Here is an 18,548-nt window from a genome sequence, read left to right on the forward strand (position 1 = left end):
TAAATGAAATTTCCAGAATTTAAAGAGTATTATCAGCAACTCATTTCGACCTCATCGATCAGCTCAACTGACTCAAGTTGGGATGAAGGCAATGCCGAAGTCATCCATAAATTAGCGCAATGGTGTGAAGATTTAGGGTGTGAAGTCGAAATTGAAGAGATTGAAAAAGGCAAACTCAATCTATTGGCTAAATTAGGTTCAGGCGAAGGTGGGTTATTACTCGCAGGGCATACAGATACTGTGCCTTATGATCAAGGACGTTGGAACTATGAGCCTCATGCCTTAACCGAAGCCAATGACCGATTTTATGGTTTAGGTACTGCCGATATGAAGGGCTTTTTTGCTTTCATCTTAGAGGCGATTAAAAATATCAATTGGAAAGACCAATCTAAGCCACTTTATATTCTAGCAACCTGCGATGAAGAAACGACCATGCTAGGGGCTCGTCACTTTGCCTCAAACACTCAAATCAAACCGGATTACTGCATCATTGGTGAACCGACGAGTTTAAAACCTATTCGTGGGCATAAAGGGCATGTTGCTAATGCCGTTCGAGTTACAGGAAAATCGGGACACTCTTCTGATCCTGCTCATGGTGTGAATGCATTAGAGATCATGAATGAGATCATGTTTGCCTTAATGCATTTAAAAAACAAACTGGTTAAGGAATACCATAACCCTGGATTCTCGATTCCATACCCAACATTAAACCTCGGTCATATCCATGGCGGTGATAGCCCTAACCGTATCTGTGGCTGTTGTGAGTTGCACTATGATGTGCGTCCATTACCAGGGATCAGCCTTGATGGGTTAGACAATATGCTGCGTGATGCATTAAAAGAGGTTGAAGCTAAGTGGCCTGGTCGTATTGATATCACCCCTCTTCATGAGCCTATTCCAGGTTACGAATGTAGCGCAGACAGCCCAATTGTGACCAGTACTGCTGAGATTTGTGGTCAAGAAGTCGAGACCGTGAACTATTGTACCGAAGCGCCTTTCTTACAAGATCTTTGTCCAACGCTCGTTTTGGGTCCTGGTTCAATTGAGCAAGCACACCAACCTGATGAATTTTTAGCATTTTCTTTTATCGATCCAACGATCAATGTATTGAGTAAGTTAATGTACAAGCACTGTTTTTAGGTGAAATAAATTTACAAAAACCGTCAACATCAAAATGAATATTCGATGATCTACGGCAAGATATTGTTTAAAAAGTCATCGTTTATTCTTCAATATTTGACGAAGCGCCGTAAATTCGGATAGATTGGTGGTAGAAAAAACTTAGGATGTAACAAAATTACAGTATAGGAAGTATGTATGAATGAAAAGTACGCTGCTTTAAAAAGCAATGTCAGCATGTTGGGTCACTTACTTGGAAACACGATTCGAGACGCACATGGTGAAGAGCTATTAGCAAAAGTTGAAACCATTCGTAAGCTGTCTAAAACAGCACGCGCAGGAAGCGACGATGACCGTAATGCACTGATTGAAGAAATTAAAAGTCTTCCAGATGATCAACTGACTCCAGTTGCTCGTGCATTCAGTCAGTTCCTAAATTTAACCAATATGGCAGAGCAGTACCATACGATTTCACGTCATTGTGAAGCACACGTATGTGAACCTGATGCCATTAGCACCCTATTCTCTAAACTAAGCCAAAATGACGTTAGTAAGTTGGATACAGCACAAGCGGTTCGTGAATTAAACATTGAGCTTGTTTTAACAGCACATCCAACCGAAATTGCACGTCGCACTATGATCAACAAGTTGGTAAAAATCAACGAATGCTTATCAAAGCTTGAGCTTGGTGATATCTCTTTCTCTGAACGTGATAAAACGGAACGTCGACTTGAACAACTGATTGCTCAAGCGTGGCACTCTGATGTTATCCGTCAAGAACGCCCAACCCCATTAGACGAAGCAAAATGGGGCTTTGCCGTTGTTGAGAACTCGTTATGGCAAGGTATTCCGGATTTCTTACGTGAATTCGACCAACGTTTAGAAGGTCACCTTGGTGAAGGTCTTCCAATTGATGCTCGTCCTGTGCATATGTCCTCTTGGATGGGCGGTGACCGTGATGGTAACCCGTTTGTAACACACACGATCACTCGTGAAGTAATGCTTCTTTCTCGCTGGAAAGCGGCTGATCTGTACTTGAAAGACATTAACGAATTGATCAGTGAACTTTCGATGGTGAAATGTTCTGATGAAGTTCGTGAGCTCGCTGGTGATCAACACGAACCTTACCGTGCAATCCTAAAACAGCTTCGAGTACTGCTAGGCGACACACTTGAAAGCCTAGATGCACAAATGAAAGGTGAACGAGCTCCGAATAAAACGATTCTGACCGATGCTGACCAACTATGGGCACCACTGTATGCGTGTTATCAATCACTGCATGCTTGCGGTATGGGTATCATTGCAGAAGGTTCACTATTAGATACATTACGTCGTGTGAAAGCGTTTGGCGCGCACCTTGTACGTTTAGATATTCGTCAAGAAAGTACTCGTCACTCAGATGTTCTATCAGAGCTGACTCGTTACTTAGGCATTGGTGATTACGACCAGTGGAGCGAGCAAGACAAAATCTCTTTCCTTGTGAACGAGCTAAGCTCTAAGCGCCCTCTTTTACCTCGTAATTGGGAGCCATCTCCTGAAGTTCAAGAAGTTATCGACACCTGTAAAGTCGTTGCTGAGCAATCTAAAGAAGCGTTAGGCTCTTATGTTATTTCAATGGCTCGTACTGCATCTGATGTATTAGCGGTTCACTTATTACTTCAAGAAGCTGGCTGTCCATTCCGTATGGATGTATGCCCACTGTTTGAAACTCTGGACGATTTGAATCGCTCAAAAGAAGTAATGGAACAGCTATTCTCTATTGATTGGTACCGTGGGTTTATCCAGAACCATCAAATGGTAATGATCGGTTATTCTGATTCTGCAAAAGATGCTGGTGTAATGTCAGCAGGTTGGGCGCAATACAGCGCGATGGAAGCACTGGTTGAAGTGTGTGAGAAAGAGAGCATTGAGCTTACTTTATTCCACGGCCGTGGCGGTACTATTGGCCGTGGCGGCGCTCCAGCGCATGCAGCTCTTCTGTCTCAGCCACCGAAAAGTTTAAAAGGCGGTTTACGCGTAACAGAACAGGGGGAAATGATCCGCTTTAAATTGGGTCTACCTGAAGTTGCTGTAAACAGCTTTAACCTATACGCAAGTGCGATCCTTGAAGCTAACCTTCTGCCACCACCAGAGCCAAAACAAGATTGGCGTGATCTGATGGAAGTGCTGTCTGAAGTGTCATGTGAAGCCTACCGTAATGTGGTTCGTGGCGAAAAAGACTTTGTTCCTTACTTCCGTGCAGCAACACCGGAGTTAGAACTAGGTAAACTTCCGCTAGGATCTCGCCCTGCTAAGCGTAACCCAAATGGTGGCGTTGAGAGCTTACGTGCTATTCCATGGATCTTCTCATGGAGTCAAAACCGTTTGGTTCTTCCTGCGTGGCTAGGTGCTGGTGAAGCAATTCAATATTCAATTGATAAGGGTCATCAAGAGCTATTAGAAGAGATGTGTCGTGAATGGCCTTTCTTCTCTACGCGCCTTGGTATGCTTGAAATGGTTTACACCAAGTGTAATCCACAGATGTCTGAATACTATGACCAACGTTTAACAGATAAGTCTCTATGGCCTCTAGGTGAGCGTCTACGTAATCAATTACAAGCGGATATTAAAGCGGTATTGAACGTAGAGAACAGCGATCACTTAATGGAAAGTGACCCATGGGGTTCTGAATCAATCAAGCTACGTAACATCTATGTTGATCCACTAAACATGCTGCAAGCTGAACTGCTGTTCCGTACCCGTCAGCAAGAAGATACGTCACCAGAGCTTGAAGAAGCACTAATGGTTACGATTGCAGGTATATCTGCAGGTATGCGTAACACGGGTTAAGCCTAAGCGTTAAAACCCCCTTCCTATTATTCAAAGGTTACTTCGGTGGCCTTTTTTTTATCTTTTAGAAAGATACCGACATAAAAAAACCGCTACAGTGAGCGGTTCTTTATCAATGATTCTTAGGCAATTTTAGCCTTTAGGACGAACACCTAGCGTATGACACAGTGCGTAAGTATGTTCTGCACGGTTTAGAGTGTAGAAGTGAAAGTCTTTCACACCTTCACGACTTAGAATACGCGTCATATCAATCGCATGACTTGCACCGACCATTTGACGAGTTACTGGATCATCATCCAAGCCTTCAAACTGCTGTGCCATCCAACCTGGGATCTTCACATTGTTCATTTTCGCAAAGCGAGATGCTTGTTTGAAGTTCGATACAGGTAAAATACCTGGAATGATCTCAACATCAATACCCGCAGACACACAACGGTCACGAAAACGCAGGTAACTTTCTACATCAAAGAAGAATTGAGTAATCGCACGATTCGCACCCGCATCCACTTTACGCTTTAAATTAAGTAGATCAGCCTGTGCACTTTTCGCTTCAGGATGAACTTCAGGAAATGCCGCTACTGAAATATCAAAGTCATGTTGAGACTTTAACAACTCAACCAAATCTGATGCATACATTTCTGGAGCACCGCCGCCAGCTGGAATATCACCACGTAATGCAACGATATCTTTAATACCATTTGCCCAGTAATCATTGGCAATATCAACAAGCTCTGAACGGCTTGCATCAATACAGGTTAAATGCGGCGCTGCAATAAGACCTGTTTGTTCTTTGATTTCTTTAATGATTGAGTGTGTACGATCACGCTCGCCAGAGTTTGCACCATAAGTAACGGAGACAAATTTTGGTTTCAATGTTTTTAAGCGGTGAATCGAGTTCCACAATGTTTCTTCCATCTTCTCTGAACTTGGCGGAAAAAACTCAAAAGAGACATTGATATTACCATCAAGCTCAGCAATATTTTGATTTAGTGATTCTAGGTGGCTTGCGTGTGAATAGGCCATATCTTGCTCTCCCTGCTGTAATGCTAAACATAGTGCATTACAAAAATATATCATCCGTGTCGACATCATTTAGACGTCTATATGTCTACAGAATGTATGTTATAGCGTTCAATGTCAAGGGGCTGATTATGAATTTTTCTCAAGTTGTTATTGAGTTATTTTCAAGATAGAAAAAAGTGATAGGGAGAATGGAAAGGATATATGAATGTAATTGAAAGACAAAAAAAACGCCAGCACTAAGGCTGGCGTTTAAATTATAAGTTAGCTAGTGATTACTCAGCAGCAGTAACTTCTAATTTCAATGTAGCAAATACTTCAGAGTGAAGTTGGATGCTAACTTCGAAAGAACCAGTTGTACGTAGAGCGCCTTCAGGAAGACGAACTTCGCTTTTCGCGATTGCAACGCCAGCAGCTGTAGCAGCGTCAGCGATGTCACGAGTACCGATTGAACCGAATAGTTTACCTTCGTCACCAGATTTTGATGCGATAGTAACTTCTAGAGCGTTAACAGACTCAGCACGAACTTCAGCAGCAGCTAGTTGCTTAGCAACGTTAGCTTCTAATTCAGCACGACGAGTTTCAAACATCTCTACGTTAGCTTTAGTTGCCATAACAGCCTTACCTTGTGGGATAAGGAAGTTACGTGCGTAACCAGCTTTAACGTTAACTTGGTCGCCAAGGCCACCTAGGTTACCGATTTTATCAAGTAGAATAACTTGCATTATCTTAGTCCTCTATAAACTTATTAAACCGCTATCGACTTACAGATGCTTATCTGTGTACGGTAGAAGTGCAAGGTAACGAGAACGCTTGATAGCGCGAGCTAGCTGACGTTGGTATTTAGCACGAGTACCAGTGATACGGCTAGGTACGATTTTACCAGCTTCAGTGATGTAGTTTTTTAGAGTTGCTACGTCTTTGTAGTCAATCTCTTGTACGCCTTCTGCTGTAAAACGGCAGAATTTACGACGACGGAAGAAACGAGCCATGGGCTATCTCCAGATCTAAATTAATTTAATATGCTCAGCATGTAACACTACTCTCGCCACGCCATTTCGGCCTGTCTGATAAGTGATAAAACCACCTACCGTAACGTTACTGCTTTGAGCTAAGTTTGCAGTTAAAGCTTGAGACCCTTGTCCACTAACTACCACGTTCATTCTGCAATAGACTTCACGTGATAAGCCAGCTTCCTGTTTAATCGAACGATGCTCAATGACAAAATGACAATGAGGTATGCCCGCAGGACTAAGACTTCGAACCGGAGCCTTGGCGATAATACCGCTCAACTCCAATCGATTGGTCATCAAATCAATTACTCAGCAGCAGCTTCTTCAGCGCGTGGTGCAGCGTCTTCACGCTTAGCAGAACGCTCTTCTTTAGCTTTCATCATTACTGATGGCTCAGTGATCGCAGCTTTAGTACGCATGATCATGTTACGTAGAACAGCATCGTTGTAACGGAATGCAGTTTCTAGTTCATCAATAACAGATTGCTCAGACTCAACGTTCATAAGAACGTAGTGTGCTTTATGCAATTTGTTGATTGGGTAAGCCATTTGACGACGACCCCAATCTTCTAGACGGTGGATAGTACCACCAGCTTCTGTGATTGAACCTGTGTAACGCTCGATCATGCCAGCAACTTGCTCGCTTTGATCAGGATGCACCATGAATACGATTTCATAATGACGCATTGGTTGCTCCTTACGGATTATTCAGCTTCCACGATTGGCTCAGTCATCCAAGGGAAGCAAGGAACTAAAAAAAAGACTGAGAATTAAGAACGGCGGATAGTATAGAAAAACAGCGTTATTGGCAAGAAAAAGATATCTAAATCACAAAAATATTTTCTTTGATTCAGTTAAAAAAAAGAAGGTAATGGAATACTCATCACCCTCACTCTTAGCCACTTGTTTTTATAGACTATTTAGCCTTGTAACGAACGTTGACGTACTGCTTCAAATAAACAGACACCTGACGCTACAGAAACATTTAAACTGCTTACAGAGCCTGCCATTGGGATTTTAATTAGGTCATCACAGGTCTCGCGAGTTAGGCGGCGCATACCGTCCCCTTCCGCTCCCATAACGATAGCTAATGGGCCTGTTAACTTAGCTTGGTATACATTATGTGTCGCTTCACCAGCAGTACCGACAAACCATACGCCTTTTTCTTGCAGAGCACGCATAGTACGAGCTAAGTTAGTCACACGAACCAAAGGAACCACTTCCGCAGCGCCACAAGCGACTTTACTTACCGTTGCTGTCATTGATGCAGACTTATCTTTAGGAACGATAACCGCCGCTACACCAGCACCATCAGCATTACGTAGACAAGCACCTAAGTTATGAGGATCAGTAACACCATCAAGAACTAGAAACAACGGGTTCTCAGTCTTGTTGATGATGTCATCTAAGTCATGTTCATTAAGCTGCTTAGCAGGAGTAACACGAGCAATAATACCTTGGTGATTCGCACCATTTGCTTTGTCATCCAACGTTTTACGTGGAAGCTCTTGGATTTTAAACCCAAGATCAGTCAGTTCCTTGATAATAGGTAGCAAACGATCGTCTTCACGACCTTTCAATACAAATATTTCAATAAAACGGGCCGGATCACGCTCTAATACTGCTTTGGTTGCGTGGATACCAAAAAGAAATTCATTACTCATGTTATCGCTTCTTTCTATTACAAATTAGTGGTTCTAATGAGGCAAGTTTGCCTCATTATCGAAGGGTTGCTTATTCCGCTTTTGGCTTAGGCTTTCTTGCGCGCACTTTTTTCTTGTGCTTAGGTTTTGGCTTTCTTTTTGCCTTAACCTCTTCAGCAGAACCGTCTGGGCGTTTTGTTGGCTCAACCATGGCTTGAGCTTTTGATTTCACTTTGCTCTTACCTTTGGGTTTACGTTCACCTAATTGACCACGACCTTTTGGCTCCGCTTTATCCCCTTTTTTCTTCGCTTTGAAGTTTGGATCACGGCGCGGTTCTTTTTTGCCATCGCGTTTCTTCGCATTGTCTTTGGCAGTTTTACCGTGGCCACGCGCTTTACGCATTGAACTTGTGCATTCAAAGTCAATATTGCGATCATCAAGATTTACCGCAACCACTTTAACCGTAACTTGATCACCAAGACGGAAAACTTGACCCGAGCTTTCACCCGTTAAGCGTTGACCAGCAGCATCAAACTGATAGTAATCATTCGCTAACGATGAAATATGAACCAAACCATCAATGTGTAGATCATTCAATCGAACAAAGAAACCGAAGCCGGTGACATTAGCAATCACACCTTCTAGCTCTTCACCGATATGATCTTGCATGTATTCACATTTAAGCCAATCAGCAACATCACGTGTCGCATCATCAGCACGACGCTCAGTCATTGAACATTGCTCACCAAATACATCCATATCATCGAATGAATAGTGGTAACCACCTGTTGGTGTCCAACGATCGTTGTTTTGGCCTTTCTCTTTGGCAATGAGATATTTAATTGCACGGTGTAACAGTAGATCAGGGTAACGACGAATTGGCGACGTAAAGTGCGCATAACGCTTCAATGCGAGACCGAAGTGGCCTTGATTATCTGCGTTGTATACTGCTTGCTTCATTGAACGCAGCAGCATCGTTTGAATCAATTCTTTGTCTGGACGATCGGCAATCAAATGCACCAATTGACCATAATCTGTTGGTGATGGTGTTAATCCACCCGACAAACTTAGACCAAGCTCGCCTAAGAAATCACGGAAACCTTGCAGACGTTCTTCACCTGGAGACTCATGCACACGGTACAGCGCAGGCTCTTTCGCTTTTTCTACAAAGCTTGCCGATGCGATGTTAGCTAAGATCATACATTCTTCAATGATCTTATGTGCGTCGTTACGAATAACAGGTTCAATACGATCAATTTTACGATCAGCATTAAAGATAAACTTGGTTTCAATGGTTTCAAATTCAATTGCACCACGCGCTTCACGTGCCGTTTTTAGCACCTGATACATGTTGTGTAATTCTTTAAGATGCGGAACTAATGGCTCATAACGTTGAGTCAGTTCTTCATCTCCATCTAGAATGTCACTTACTTTGTTGTAAGTAAGACGAGCGTGTGAGTTCATCACCGCTTCGTAATGTTTAAAGCCTGACAATTTACCAGATGCTGAGATAGTCATCTCACACACCATACATAAACGGTCAACTTGAGGATTCAATGAACACAGGCCATTCGATAATACTTCTGGCAACATTGGAACCACTTGCGCAGGGAAATAAACCGAGTTACCACGCTGAATCGCTTCTTTGTCTAATGCATTGTCTGGACGAACGTAATAACTTACATCGGCAATAGCAACCCATAAACGCCAGCCACCAGAGGCTTTCGCTTGACAGAATACCGCATCATCGAAATCTCGAGCATCTTCACCATCAATCGTTACTAATGGTAGTTCACGAAGATCAACACGGCCTACTTTTGCTTCTTCTGGTACTTCTTCTGCTAAGCCTTCAACTTGTTTTTCAACGGCTGTAGGCCATACATGAGGAATATTGTGAGTACGCAGTGCAATATCGATCTCCATTCCTGGCGCCATATTCTCACCAAGAACTTCAATAACCTGACCTGACATGCCACGAGCACGGCCACCACGGTCAGTAATATTAATCACAACGACATTACCCATGCGAGCACCCATTTTGTGCTCAGTAGGAATGAAGATATCTTGATTAATACGTGAATCATCAGGGACAACAAAACCTTGACCATCTTCAATAAAGAATCGACCAACAATGCCGTCATTGTGAGGTTCTAATATTCGTACTACGCGACCCTCTTTACGGCCTCGCTTATCTGTACCAGTTGGCTGAGCTAGTATCACATCACCATGAATGAGTTTCTTCATTTGGTGGAAAGGTAAAAGCACATCGTTGTCTTTACCAACACTGCCTTCAGGACGGATCCAACCGAACCCATCACGGTGTCCAAGTACAACACCTTTTAATACTTCAATGCGTTCTGGTAATGCATAACACTGACGACGAGTGAAAACTAATTGTCCGTCACGCTCCATCGCTCTTAAACGACGACGTAAGCCTTCATAGTTATCTTCACCAGATAAACCTAGGGCTTCGAATAAGTCATTACGATTTAAAGGCGCTTCTGCTTTTTGGAAAAATTCAAGAATGCACTCACGGCTTGGAATTGGATTCTCGTATTTTTCTGCTTCTCGATCTTTGAAAGGATCGTTTTGAATAATCTTAGACATAGGCTGACCTGCTTAGTCGGAGGAGATAATAAGGTAATTGTACCTGAGTATAGAAACAACAGATAGGAAAGGATCTTGAATTACAAGCTTAAACTCGCTTTAACAAAATCAGTAATTCGCTGTTATCTGTAAGCATATCTTGAATCGTATAGTTATCTAACTCATCCAAAAACGCTTGCTTGGCTTTAGCAAGGGCACTCTTCAATCGACATGCTGATGTAATATGACAAAAATCAGGTGCGCAATTAACGACTTGTAATGGTTCAATCGAACGAATAACGTCACCAATAATGATCTGCTGAGCTGGCTTACCTAAGCAAATCCCCCCATTCTTTCCTCGAACGGTTTTTACGTAACCTTCTTGACCCAGTTTATTGATAATCTTCACCATATGGTTACGCGAGACATCAAATGTTTCAGTCACTATTGTAATGCTAGTCAATTCATCTTTCGGTAATGATGCTAGATATATCAAGGCTCTCAAGCCAAAATCAGTAAAATTTGTAAGTTGCATATCCTCTCCCTATCTCTTTTTTATTGTAATTCTTCTCTTGACTAAAAGATATATTTTAGATACAACTTATAACATATATAATAAATACACCTTTAAAGGTAACTACTATGCTCAACAAAAATACTATCGACATTATCAAATCAACTATTCCATTACTTGCACAAACTGGTCCTGCATTAACCGCTCATTTCTATGATCGTATGTTTACTCATAACCCTGAGTTAAAAGATATTTTCAATATGAGCAATCAGCGCAATGGCGATCAACGAGAAGCGCTATTCAATGCGATCTGTGCTTATGCGGGTAATATTGAAAACCTAGCCGTTTTACTGCCTGCGGTTGAAAAAATAGCACACAAGCACACGAGCTTTATGATCACAGCCGAGCAATACAATATTGTTGGTGGCCACTTAATTGCGACGCTTGATGAGATGTTTTCTCCAGGCCAAGAAGTATTAGATGCATGGGGCGAGGCTTATGGCGTACTTGCTAATGTATTCATTCAACGTGAAGAGCAGATCTATCAAGATAACAACGCTCTTGATGGCGGTTGGCGTGGACTGCGCGAGTTTGAATTAGTCGCCAAAGAAAAAGAGAGTGAACACATCACTAGCTTCACGTTTATGCCGACAGATGATCAACCTGTTTCACACTTCAAACCAGGTCAATACATAGGTATCTACTTAAATCCTGAAGAGTTTGAAAACCAAGAAGTTCGCCAATACAGCCTATCTTCTGCACCACAAGAAAAAACATATCGTATTTCAGTAAAACGAGAAGACGGCGGTAAAGCATCAAATTACCTACATGCATCTCTGAATATTGGCGATAAGGTAAACCTTACAGCCCCTGCTGGAGATTTCTTCTTAGAAGTTGAAGCATCAACACCTGTTACGCTTATTTCTGCTGGTGTTGGCTTAACTCCAACTCTTTCTATGCTAGAAACACTTACCCAACATGAAGAAAAAGTAACGTGGTTACACGCAACGGAAAATGGCTCTCAACATGCATTTAAACAACACATTTCTGCTTTAGCTGAGAAGCATGAACATATCTCTGCGTATACTTGGTATAACCAAGCACAGGAAACAGATACGCTAAATCAAGACTTCCAGTTTAACGGTCTAATTAATTTAACTGAGGTTAAAGAAGCGATCGTCTCTGATAATGGCCACTACTACTTTTGTGGTCCTGTCGGCTTTATGCAACATGTCGCTAAGCAATTGATTGAACTTGGTGTTACTGAAGATCGTATTCATTATGAGTGTTTTGGCCCTCATAAGGTTCTATAAATTAATAGAGTTTTAAATGCAAAAACGCCCAGCGACAATTTATCGCTGGGCGTTTTTTGAGCTGATGAAATTACATATCTAACAAAAACAGTTAACTATCAAACTTTAGGTTCTACCAGAAGGTATCTCGTCTTTTTGCTCTCGCAATCACATTGCCAGGCATACGCATTTCTAAACCATCTCTTAGGTTAGCAATTCGTTTATGTTTACGTCCATCGGCAGTAACCGTGTTATATAACCATCGATACGCATCTTCGTAATCTAACGGGCTACCGTAATCACTCAGAAGTAACTCCGCGAGGTGAATACGAGCGTTTACATTTCCCATTCCTGCGGCTTCGCGTAAGTATGGAATTGCTCGCTCTCTATCTTGTTGCACTAATGTTCCCTTGGCATAGTATCGGCCAATTTGCTCAAGTGCGGCTGGTAAGCCTTGCCTTGCTGCATTTTCCATATAGTAAAGCCCTAGCTCTACATCACGGTCCACACATACTCCCCACGCTAACATGTCTCCATAAAGGAACTCATAAGCGGGAGAATCAATTTTGGTTGCACGAGCAACAATATCTTCAACTAATTGACAATTATCCACGTTCTTCACACGAGTTAACTGTGAATTAGTATCAAACAACCGGAATAATTGGTTTTCGGTGTAAATTGGGATCGGTTCCCCGATCTCTTCGCTAGAAGCATGCATGGGTACAAGGGCTACCATACAAGCTGCTACGAGATGTCGTAGTTTCATAATTCATCAACTCTTTATAACTGTATTTATTGTATCGACGTCAGCGGCAAGTTCTTTAGACAAAATTTGCCCTAAGTGGCAATTTTTTGCCCATACTTTATAAGTTGTTGATTAAATGAAATTTAGAAGCTTAATGGGGAAGAGGTAAGGGCTAGGGGCTAAAACAACAGATATAAAAAAACCAGCTACATGAGCTGGTTTTTCTTCATTCTCTAAGCGATTACGCCTGGAATGGGTGTACTTTGATGATTGTCTCGTTACGGTCTGGACCAGTAGAGATAATATCAATAGGCACGCCTGTTAACTCTTCGATACGCTTAACGTAATTTAGAGCAGCTTGTGGAAGCTCTTCAATTGTTTTCGCACCAAATGTGTTTTCAGACCAACCAGGCATAGTTTCGTATACTGGTGTTGCTTCTTCAAATGCTTCAGCAGCCATTGGAGAAACTTCTAGTACAGAACCGTTATTCATCTTGTAACCAGTACAGATTTTAAGTTCTTCTAGGCCATCTAATACGTCTAGCTTAGTTAGACACATACCAGATAGTGAGTTGATTTGAATTGCACGACGCATAGCAACGGCATCGAACCAACCAGTACGGCGTAAACGGCCTGTTGTTGCGCCAAATTCATGACCAACATCGCCTAAGTGCTTACCAACTGGGTCTTGTTTTTCTAGACCGTCATATAGCTCTGTAGGGAATGGACCTGAACCAACACGAGTACAGTATGCTTTGGTAATACCTAGGATATAACCTAAGTGACGAGGACCAAAACCAGAACCAGCAGCAACACCGCCAGCAGTCGTGTTAGAAGACGTTACATAAGGGTAAGTACCGTGGTCGATGTCTAGAAGTGTACCTTGAGCACCCTCAAACATAATCTTGTCGCCACGCTTACGTGCAGCATCAAGAGTATCAGTAACATCAATAACCATTGAAGTAAGTAAATCAGCATAGCTCATTGCTTGCTCAAGAACTTCTTCATAGCTTACAGCGTCTACTTTGTAGTAGTTAACTAATGCGAAGTTATGGTATTCCATTACTTCTTTTAGTTTCTCTGCAAAAGCAACTTTATCAAACAGATCGCCAACACGTAGGCCACGACGAGATACTTTATCTTCGTACGCAGGACCGATACCACGACCAGTTGTACCAATTGCTTTGTTACCACGTGCGATTTCACGCGCTTGGTCTAGCGCTACGTGATAAGGAAGAATTAGAGGACAAGCTTCAGAAATGAATAGGCGTTCACGAACTGGAATACCGCGCGCTTCAAGTGGCGCCATTTCTTTTAGTAAAGCATCAGGTGAAAGTACTACGCCATTACCAATAATGCATTCAACATTATTACGTAAGATACCTGATGGAATTAAGTGTAGAACGGTTTTTTCACCGTCGATAACTAGAGTATGGCCTGCATTGTGACCGCCTTGATAGCGAACCACATACTTTGCATCTTCAGTTAAAAGGTCTACTATTTTACCTTTACCTTCGTCACCCCATTGGGTGCCCAGAACGACTACGTTATTTCCCATCTTTCCAAAGTCTGCTTGTTAGTTAAAAATGGATTCTAGCATTGATAGACAAATGTTTCATTTATTTTTAAGCGAAATCTCACTTTCACAATAAAGCGCTGTCAATATAAACAAATTTATCATTTATTTTCTCAATAAAATCAAAAACAAGTTTATGACTTTACATTTATCGTAAAATTCAAAGCATCACACTACAGATAACAACACCAGCCACCACTAAACAACCGCCAATGCGTCGTAAAGTATTATCTGGTTGCTCACTCAACTGAGCCACCATATTACGCCATCCATTGGGAGCAATTAAAGGACCTAATCCCTCAACAATAAGTACACCACCAATCGCTAACCATATCGCATTACTCATCACTTACCTCTTCAAATATCTACCTAGCAGAAACAAAACAAGGCCCCGCAGGACCTTGTTAATTAAGATGAATTAAAATCTAAAACTAGACTTATTTCGCACCTTTTGGATCATTCATGTATTTGAAGAAGTCAGTCTTAGGATCAAGTACTAAGATGTCATTCTTGCTGTTAAATGATCTCTCATATGCTTTCAATGAACGAATAAAGCTAAAGAACTCAGGCTCTTTATTAAACGTATCAGCATACAGTTTTGCGACTTTCGCATCCGCATCACCACGAGTAATCTGTGCTGTCTTATCCGCTTCTGCAATGATCGTTGCTACTTCAAGTTCTGATTGAGCACGAATTACTTCTGCTTTTTCACGACCTTGAGAACGTAGCTTACGAGCAACCGCTTCACGTTCTGCACGCATACGACGGTAAATCGATTCAGAGATTTCTTCTGGTAGGTTGATTTTCTTGATTCGTAAATCAATCACTTCAATACCTAAGTCACCCGTGCCTTCTTGAGAATCAAGAAGTACAGTTGCCATTACTTGTTCACGTTTCTCAGAAACGATCTCTTTCACCGTTTTACTACCGATTTCAGCTCGTAAGCCATCAGATACACGACGTTGTAATAGTGACTCTGCTGTTAGAATATTACCACCGCCAGTCGCTAAGTAGAATTGACCAAAATCTTTGATCTTCCATTTCACGTATGAATCGATAATAACGTCTTTTTTCTCAGAAGTTACAAAACGGTCTGATTGATCATCCATTGTTTGAATACGAGCATCTAACGTATTAACGCGATCGAACATTGGCATTTTAAAATGCAAACCAGGTTCGTAGATACGTGTAATTTCGTTATTGTCTTTAATCAAACGACCAAATCGAGTAACAATACCGCGCTCGCCTTCTGGGATCACAAACAGTGACATTAAGAAAATAGCGATAACAACGATAAGCGTTGGGATCATTAACTTACGCATGATTAATATCTCCCTTCACGAGTTGAGTTACGACCAGTAGTATTAGTCTTTGAATCTGGCTGTCCATTCTTCTCTAACTCAAAATCATAATTCTTAGATGATGATGTTGATGTTTTAGGAGATGACTTCACTGAACCTTGCTGATTACCTGTAATTTTATCTAGTGGAAGATATAACAAGTTACCATTTGATTCAGAATCAATCAGAACCTTACTTGTATTACCGTATACTCGTTCCATTGTATCTAGGTACAAACGAGTACGAGTAACTTCAGGTGCTCTATTGTATTCAGGCAATAGTTTTTCAAACTGTGCAATCTGACCAATCGCTTCGTTGACTGTACGCTCTGTATAACCTTGAGCCTCTTTCTTCAAACGCTCAGCACGACCTGTTGCTTTTGGAAGAATATCATTGCTGTAGGCCTCAGCTTCACGAATGAAACGCTCTTCATCTTCTCGAGCTGCAATCGCATCATCAAATGATGCTTTTACTTGCTCTGGCGGACGAGCTAGTTGGAAGTTGACATCAACAACAATCAAACCCATATCGTATTTATCAATAATACGATTCAGTGTTTCTTGCGTACGTTGACGGATAACTTGACGACCACTGGTCAAAATATCATCCATCTTCGCATCACCAATAACGGCACGTAGTGCAGAGTCAGTTGCTTGGCGTAAGCTGTCATCTGCATTAGTTACTGTGAATAGGTATTTTCTTGCATCAGCAACACGGTACTGAACACCCATTTCAACAGTTACAACGTTCTCATCTTTCGTTAGCATTAAGCCTTTTGAGTTTAATGAACGAATTGATTGAATGTTTACAGGCGTCACTTGGTCAATAAATGTTGGTTTCCAGTTTAGACCTGGATCAACCATACGATCGTATTTACCTAAACGTAAAACGACACCGCGCTCACTCTCACCAATAGTGTAGAAGCCAGAGAATACCCAAATACCAATAGCAACTACTGCAATAAGACCTAAGCCAATTGCGCCGCCATTGCCAAATGAAGGTAAACCGCTACCACCTTTATTGTTTCCGCCTTTATTGCCACCACCGAACTTACCGCTCAGTTTTTGGCTTAGTTTATTAAAAACTTCATCAAGATCTGGTGGACCTTGATCACGACCGCCACGATTTTTATTACCCCAAGGGTCTTTATTATCGCCGCCGCCATTATTATTGTTGTTATTTCCAGGCTCATTCCACGCCATTAGAAAACTCCAAAGTAATTATGAAGACAAAGAATTCTGTGAACTCTCATTAGTAATAATAAAATTACTTAATGGAGTCTCTTCACGTTTTTCTAACTTAGACCAATCAACTTGCTGCATACGTACATCGAGAAGCAAGCTGCCATCATCCTGATATTCTTCTTTTATAATGCTTTGCATTTGAAAGAATTTACTTCGAAGACGTCCAACCGACTCTGGAGGTAGCTGCAATGTATGCATTACCATCTGCCCAGCTAATCGTTCCGTTAATGCTTGAAAAAGTAATTCAATGCCTTGGCCTTCCATTGCTGAAACCCAAACACATCGAGGAACTCCCTCCTCATCACGTTCGATTCGTGGCTGTTGATCTTCTAAGCTATCAATTTTATTCATTACGAGAAGATAAGGCACCTCATGGGCATCAATCTCTTCAAGAACAATATCTACTGCTTCAATATTCTCACGAAAACGCTCATCACTGGCATCAACAACATGTAACAAGATATTTGCTTCTTGCGTTTCTTGTAATGTCGCCTTAAAAGCAGCAACAAGATCATGTGGTAAATGACGAATGAACCCTACCGTATCTGCAAGTATTGAAGTACCAACATCAGCGACATCAATCTTACGCAATGTAGGATCGAGTGTTGCAAATAATTGGTCAGCGGCGTAAACCCCAGCTTCGGTAATTCGATTAAATAACGTAGATTTCCCTGCGTTGGTGTATCCGACTAACGAAATGGTTGGAATTTCAGCTCGGAGCCTTGCTCGGCGACCTTGCTCTCGCTGCTTTGCAACTTTACCTAATCGACGTAGAATTGCTTTGATACGATCTCGCAATAATCGTCTATCGGTTTCTAATTGAGTTTCACCGGGACCACGTAAACCAATTCCGCCTTTTTGACGTTCAAGGTGTGTCCATCCGCGGATCAACCGAGTAGATATATGACGTAATTGTGCTAATTCAACCTGCAACTTACCTTCATAGGTTCGCGCACGTTGAGCAAATATATCCAGTATTAGACCTGTACGGTCTATTACTCGACATTGACATATTTGTTCTAAATTTCGTTCTTGAGCAGGGGACAGTGCATGATTAAAAATCACGATATCCGCATTATTAGCTCGAACAGCATCGGCAATTTCTAGTGCCTTACCCTCACCTACATAATATTTAGGGAGTGGAGATTGACGGGTTCCCGTCACAACACTTAATGTGTTTACCCCCGCAGAAGATACCAACATCTTACATTCGTCGAGATCTTCTAACTCCCCTTCATAAGTGAAGTTAATATGCACAAGAACAGCCTGTTCACCGGATTCATAACGGTCAAACAAGCATTAACTCCTTAATAGACCCTCTATTCAATAATAGAATAGGACTATTCTTCCGTTGTTTCTTGTGGACGCTCGCCTTGTGGGCGATCACTTGCAGTGTGATGGCTTACAGCACGAGCTGGAACTACAGTAGAGATCGCATGCTTATATACCATCTGGTTTACTGTGTTCTTCAATAGGATAACAAATTGATCAAATGATTCGATTTGTCCCTGTAATTTAATCCCATTCACTAAATAGATAGACACTGGAATCCTTTCACGACGCAGCGCATTCAAAAATGGGTCTTGCAAAGATTGCCCTTTAGCCATTTTTTTTTCCTTTTTGGTTT

18 protein-coding genes are annotated in these 18,548 nt (G+C 41.7%); 3 read left to right on the plus strand and 15 right to left on the minus strand.

All coding sequences use genetic code 11. From position 1 onward, the window contains the following. Window positions 1–3 precede the first annotated feature (3 nt). The gene (gene argE / locus ED622_RS10120; protein WP_122033759.1) at window positions 4–1,140 is read left to right on the plus strand and encodes an acetylornithine deacetylase; all 1,137 of its coding nucleotides are present in this window, start codon (window positions 4–6) and stop codon (window positions 1,138–1,140) included. A 177-nt stretch (window positions 1,141–1,317) separates the two neighbouring features. Then, window positions 1,318–3,948, plus strand: coding sequence for a phosphoenolpyruvate carboxylase (gene ppc, locus ED622_RS10125; protein WP_122033760.1), 2,631 nt, complete (start codon window positions 1,318–1,320; stop codon window positions 3,946–3,948). A 132-nt stretch (window positions 3,949–4,080) separates the two neighbouring features. Here ppc and metF read toward each other — a convergent pair whose 3' ends face one another. From metF to nsrR, 8 genes are all read right to left on the minus strand, one after another. Continuing rightward, window positions 4,081–4,971 carry a methylenetetrahydrofolate reductase gene (metF, locus tag ED622_RS10130; RefSeq protein WP_122033761.1) on the minus strand — a complete coding sequence of 297 codons (891 nt, stop codon included), beginning with the start codon at window positions 4,969–4,971 and terminating at the stop codon, window positions 4,081–4,083. A 272-nt stretch (window positions 4,972–5,243) separates the two neighbouring features. Beyond that, a complete protein-coding gene (gene rplI, locus ED622_RS10135; RefSeq protein ID WP_122033762.1) occupies window positions 5,244–5,693 on the minus strand; it encodes a 50S ribosomal protein L9 in 450 nt (149 codons plus the stop codon). Window positions 5,694–5,732: 39 nt separating this feature from the next. Further along, window positions 5,733–5,960 (minus strand): 30S ribosomal protein S18, encoded by a 228-nt coding sequence (gene rpsR / locus ED622_RS10140; protein WP_005421136.1) that lies wholly within the window; start codon window positions 5,958–5,960, stop codon window positions 5,733–5,735. A 15-nt stretch (window positions 5,961–5,975) separates the two neighbouring features. Beyond that, entirely contained in the window at window positions 5,976–6,278 is a 303-nt protein-coding gene (gene priB / locus ED622_RS10145; protein WP_045101092.1) for a primosomal replication protein N, read from the minus strand. Between the two features lie 8 nt (window positions 6,279–6,286). After that, a complete protein-coding gene (rpsF, locus tag ED622_RS10150) occupies window positions 6,287–6,667 on the minus strand; it encodes a 30S ribosomal protein S6 (RefSeq protein WP_045101091.1) in 381 nt (126 codons plus the stop codon). 233 nt (window positions 6,668–6,900) lie between these two features. Next, the gene (rlmB, locus tag ED622_RS10155; RefSeq protein WP_122033763.1) at window positions 6,901–7,644 is read right to left on the minus strand and encodes a 23S rRNA (guanosine(2251)-2'-O)-methyltransferase RlmB; all 744 of its coding nucleotides are present in this window, start codon (window positions 7,642–7,644) and stop codon (window positions 6,901–6,903) included. A 70-nt stretch (window positions 7,645–7,714) separates the two neighbouring features. Continuing rightward, complete coding sequence (rnr, locus tag ED622_RS10160) at window positions 7,715–10,231, minus strand: ribonuclease R (protein WP_122033764.1); 2,517 nt, start codon at window positions 10,229–10,231, stop codon at window positions 7,715–7,717. Window positions 10,232–10,319: 88 nt separating this feature from the next. After that, the gene (gene nsrR / locus ED622_RS10165) at window positions 10,320–10,745 is read right to left on the minus strand and encodes a nitric oxide-sensing transcriptional repressor NsrR (protein ID WP_122033765.1); all 426 of its coding nucleotides are present in this window, start codon (window positions 10,743–10,745) and stop codon (window positions 10,320–10,322) included. 107 nt (window positions 10,746–10,852) lie between these two features. Here nsrR and hmpA point away from each other — a divergent pair, with 107 nt between their 5' ends. Beyond that, complete coding sequence (gene hmpA, locus ED622_RS10170; protein ID WP_122033766.1) at window positions 10,853–12,037, plus strand: NO-inducible flavohemoprotein; 1,185 nt, start codon at window positions 10,853–10,855, stop codon at window positions 12,035–12,037. 112 nt (window positions 12,038–12,149) lie between these two features. On the opposite strand, the gene ED622_RS10175 is transcribed toward hmpA, so the two are convergent. The 7 genes from ED622_RS10175 to hfq form a co-directional block, all read right to left on the minus strand. Further along, a complete protein-coding gene (locus ED622_RS10175; RefSeq protein WP_122033767.1) occupies window positions 12,150–12,782 on the minus strand; it encodes a tetratricopeptide repeat protein in 633 nt (210 codons plus the stop codon). Window positions 12,783–13,002: 220 nt separating this feature from the next. Continuing rightward, window positions 13,003–14,319 carry an adenylosuccinate synthase gene (locus ED622_RS10180; protein WP_122033768.1) on the minus strand — a complete coding sequence of 439 codons (1,317 nt, stop codon included), beginning with the start codon at window positions 14,317–14,319 and terminating at the stop codon, window positions 13,003–13,005. A gap of 178 nt (window positions 14,320–14,497) precedes the next feature. Then, the gene (locus ED622_RS10185; RefSeq protein WP_060992657.1) at window positions 14,498–14,683 is read right to left on the minus strand and encodes a DUF2065 domain-containing protein; all 186 of its coding nucleotides are present in this window, start codon (window positions 14,681–14,683) and stop codon (window positions 14,498–14,500) included. Window positions 14,684–14,774: 91 nt separating this feature from the next. Beyond that, window positions 14,775–15,659, minus strand: a complete 885-nt coding sequence (gene hflC, locus ED622_RS10190; protein WP_122033769.1) for a protease modulator HflC — start codon at window positions 15,657–15,659, stop codon at window positions 14,775–14,777. 2 nt (window positions 15,660–15,661) lie between these two features. After that, window positions 15,662–16,879, minus strand: a complete 1,218-nt coding sequence (hflK, locus tag ED622_RS10195; protein WP_122033770.1) for an FtsH protease activity modulator HflK — start codon at window positions 16,877–16,879, stop codon at window positions 15,662–15,664. Window positions 16,880–16,897: 18 nt separating this feature from the next. Further along, the gene (gene hflX / locus ED622_RS10200) at window positions 16,898–18,217 is read right to left on the minus strand and encodes a ribosome rescue GTPase HflX (RefSeq protein WP_122033771.1); all 1,320 of its coding nucleotides are present in this window, start codon (window positions 18,215–18,217) and stop codon (window positions 16,898–16,900) included. 44 nt (window positions 18,218–18,261) lie between these two features. After that, window positions 18,262–18,528 carry an RNA chaperone Hfq gene (hfq, locus tag ED622_RS10205; RefSeq protein ID WP_017022675.1) on the minus strand — a complete coding sequence of 89 codons (267 nt, stop codon included), beginning with the start codon at window positions 18,526–18,528 and terminating at the stop codon, window positions 18,262–18,264. Window positions 18,529–18,548: the final 20 nt, after the last annotated feature.

This window comes from Aliivibrio sp. EL58, from assembly GCF_900312675.1.
GTDB lineage: Bacteria > Pseudomonadota > Gammaproteobacteria > Enterobacterales > Vibrionaceae > Aliivibrio.

What these genes read in the sequence shown, in the direction of transcription:
- argE (WP_122033759.1), top strand. Translation starts at nt 4, where the DNA reads ATGAAATTTCCAGAATTTAAAGAGTATTATCAGCAACTCATTTCGACC.
- ppc (WP_122033760.1), top strand. Translation starts at nt 1,318, where the DNA reads ATGAATGAAAAGTACGCTGCTTTAAAAAGCAATGTCAGCATGTTGGGT.
- metF (WP_122033761.1), bottom strand. Translation starts at nt 4,971, where the DNA reads ATGGCCTATTCACACGCAAGCCACCTAGAATCACTAAATCAAAATATT.
- rplI (WP_122033762.1), bottom strand. Translation starts at nt 5,693, where the DNA reads ATGCAAGTTATTCTACTTGATAAAATCGGTAACCTAGGTGGCCTTGGC.
- rpsR (WP_005421136.1), bottom strand. Translation starts at nt 5,960, where the DNA reads ATGGCTCGTTTCTTCCGTCGTCGTAAATTCTGCCGTTTTACAGCAGAA.
- priB (WP_045101092.1), bottom strand. Translation starts at nt 6,278, where the DNA reads ATGACCAATCGATTGGAGTTGAGCGGTATTATCGCCAAGGCTCCGGTT.
- rpsF (WP_045101091.1), bottom strand. Translation starts at nt 6,667, where the DNA reads ATGCGTCATTATGAAATCGTATTCATGGTGCATCCTGATCAAAGCGAG.
- rlmB (WP_122033763.1), bottom strand. Translation starts at nt 7,644, where the DNA reads ATGAGTAATGAATTTCTTTTTGGTATCCACGCAACCAAAGCAGTATTA.
- rnr (WP_122033764.1), bottom strand. Translation starts at nt 10,231, where the DNA reads ATGTCTAAGATTATTCAAAACGATCCTTTCAAAGATCGAGAAGCAGAA.
- nsrR (WP_122033765.1), bottom strand. Translation starts at nt 10,745, where the DNA reads ATGCAACTTACAAATTTTACTGATTTTGGCTTGAGAGCCTTGATATAT.
- hmpA (WP_122033766.1), top strand. Translation starts at nt 10,853, where the DNA reads ATGCTCAACAAAAATACTATCGACATTATCAAATCAACTATTCCATTA.
- ED622_RS10175 (WP_122033767.1), bottom strand. Translation starts at nt 12,782, where the DNA reads ATGAAACTACGACATCTCGTAGCAGCTTGTATGGTAGCCCTTGTACCC.
- ED622_RS10180 (WP_122033768.1), bottom strand. Translation starts at nt 14,319, where the DNA reads ATGGGAAATAACGTAGTCGTTCTGGGCACCCAATGGGGTGACGAAGGT.
- ED622_RS10185 (WP_060992657.1), bottom strand. Translation starts at nt 14,683, where the DNA reads ATGAGTAATGCGATATGGTTAGCGATTGGTGGTGTACTTATTGTTGAG.
- hflC (WP_122033769.1), bottom strand. Translation starts at nt 15,659, where the DNA reads ATGCGTAAGTTAATGATCCCAACGCTTATCGTTGTTATCGCTATTTTC.
- hflK (WP_122033770.1), bottom strand. Translation starts at nt 16,879, where the DNA reads ATGGCGTGGAATGAGCCTGGAAATAACAACAATAATAATGGCGGCGGC.
- hfq (WP_017022675.1), bottom strand. Translation starts at nt 18,528, where the DNA reads ATGGCTAAAGGGCAATCTTTGCAAGACCCATTTTTGAATGCGCTGCGT.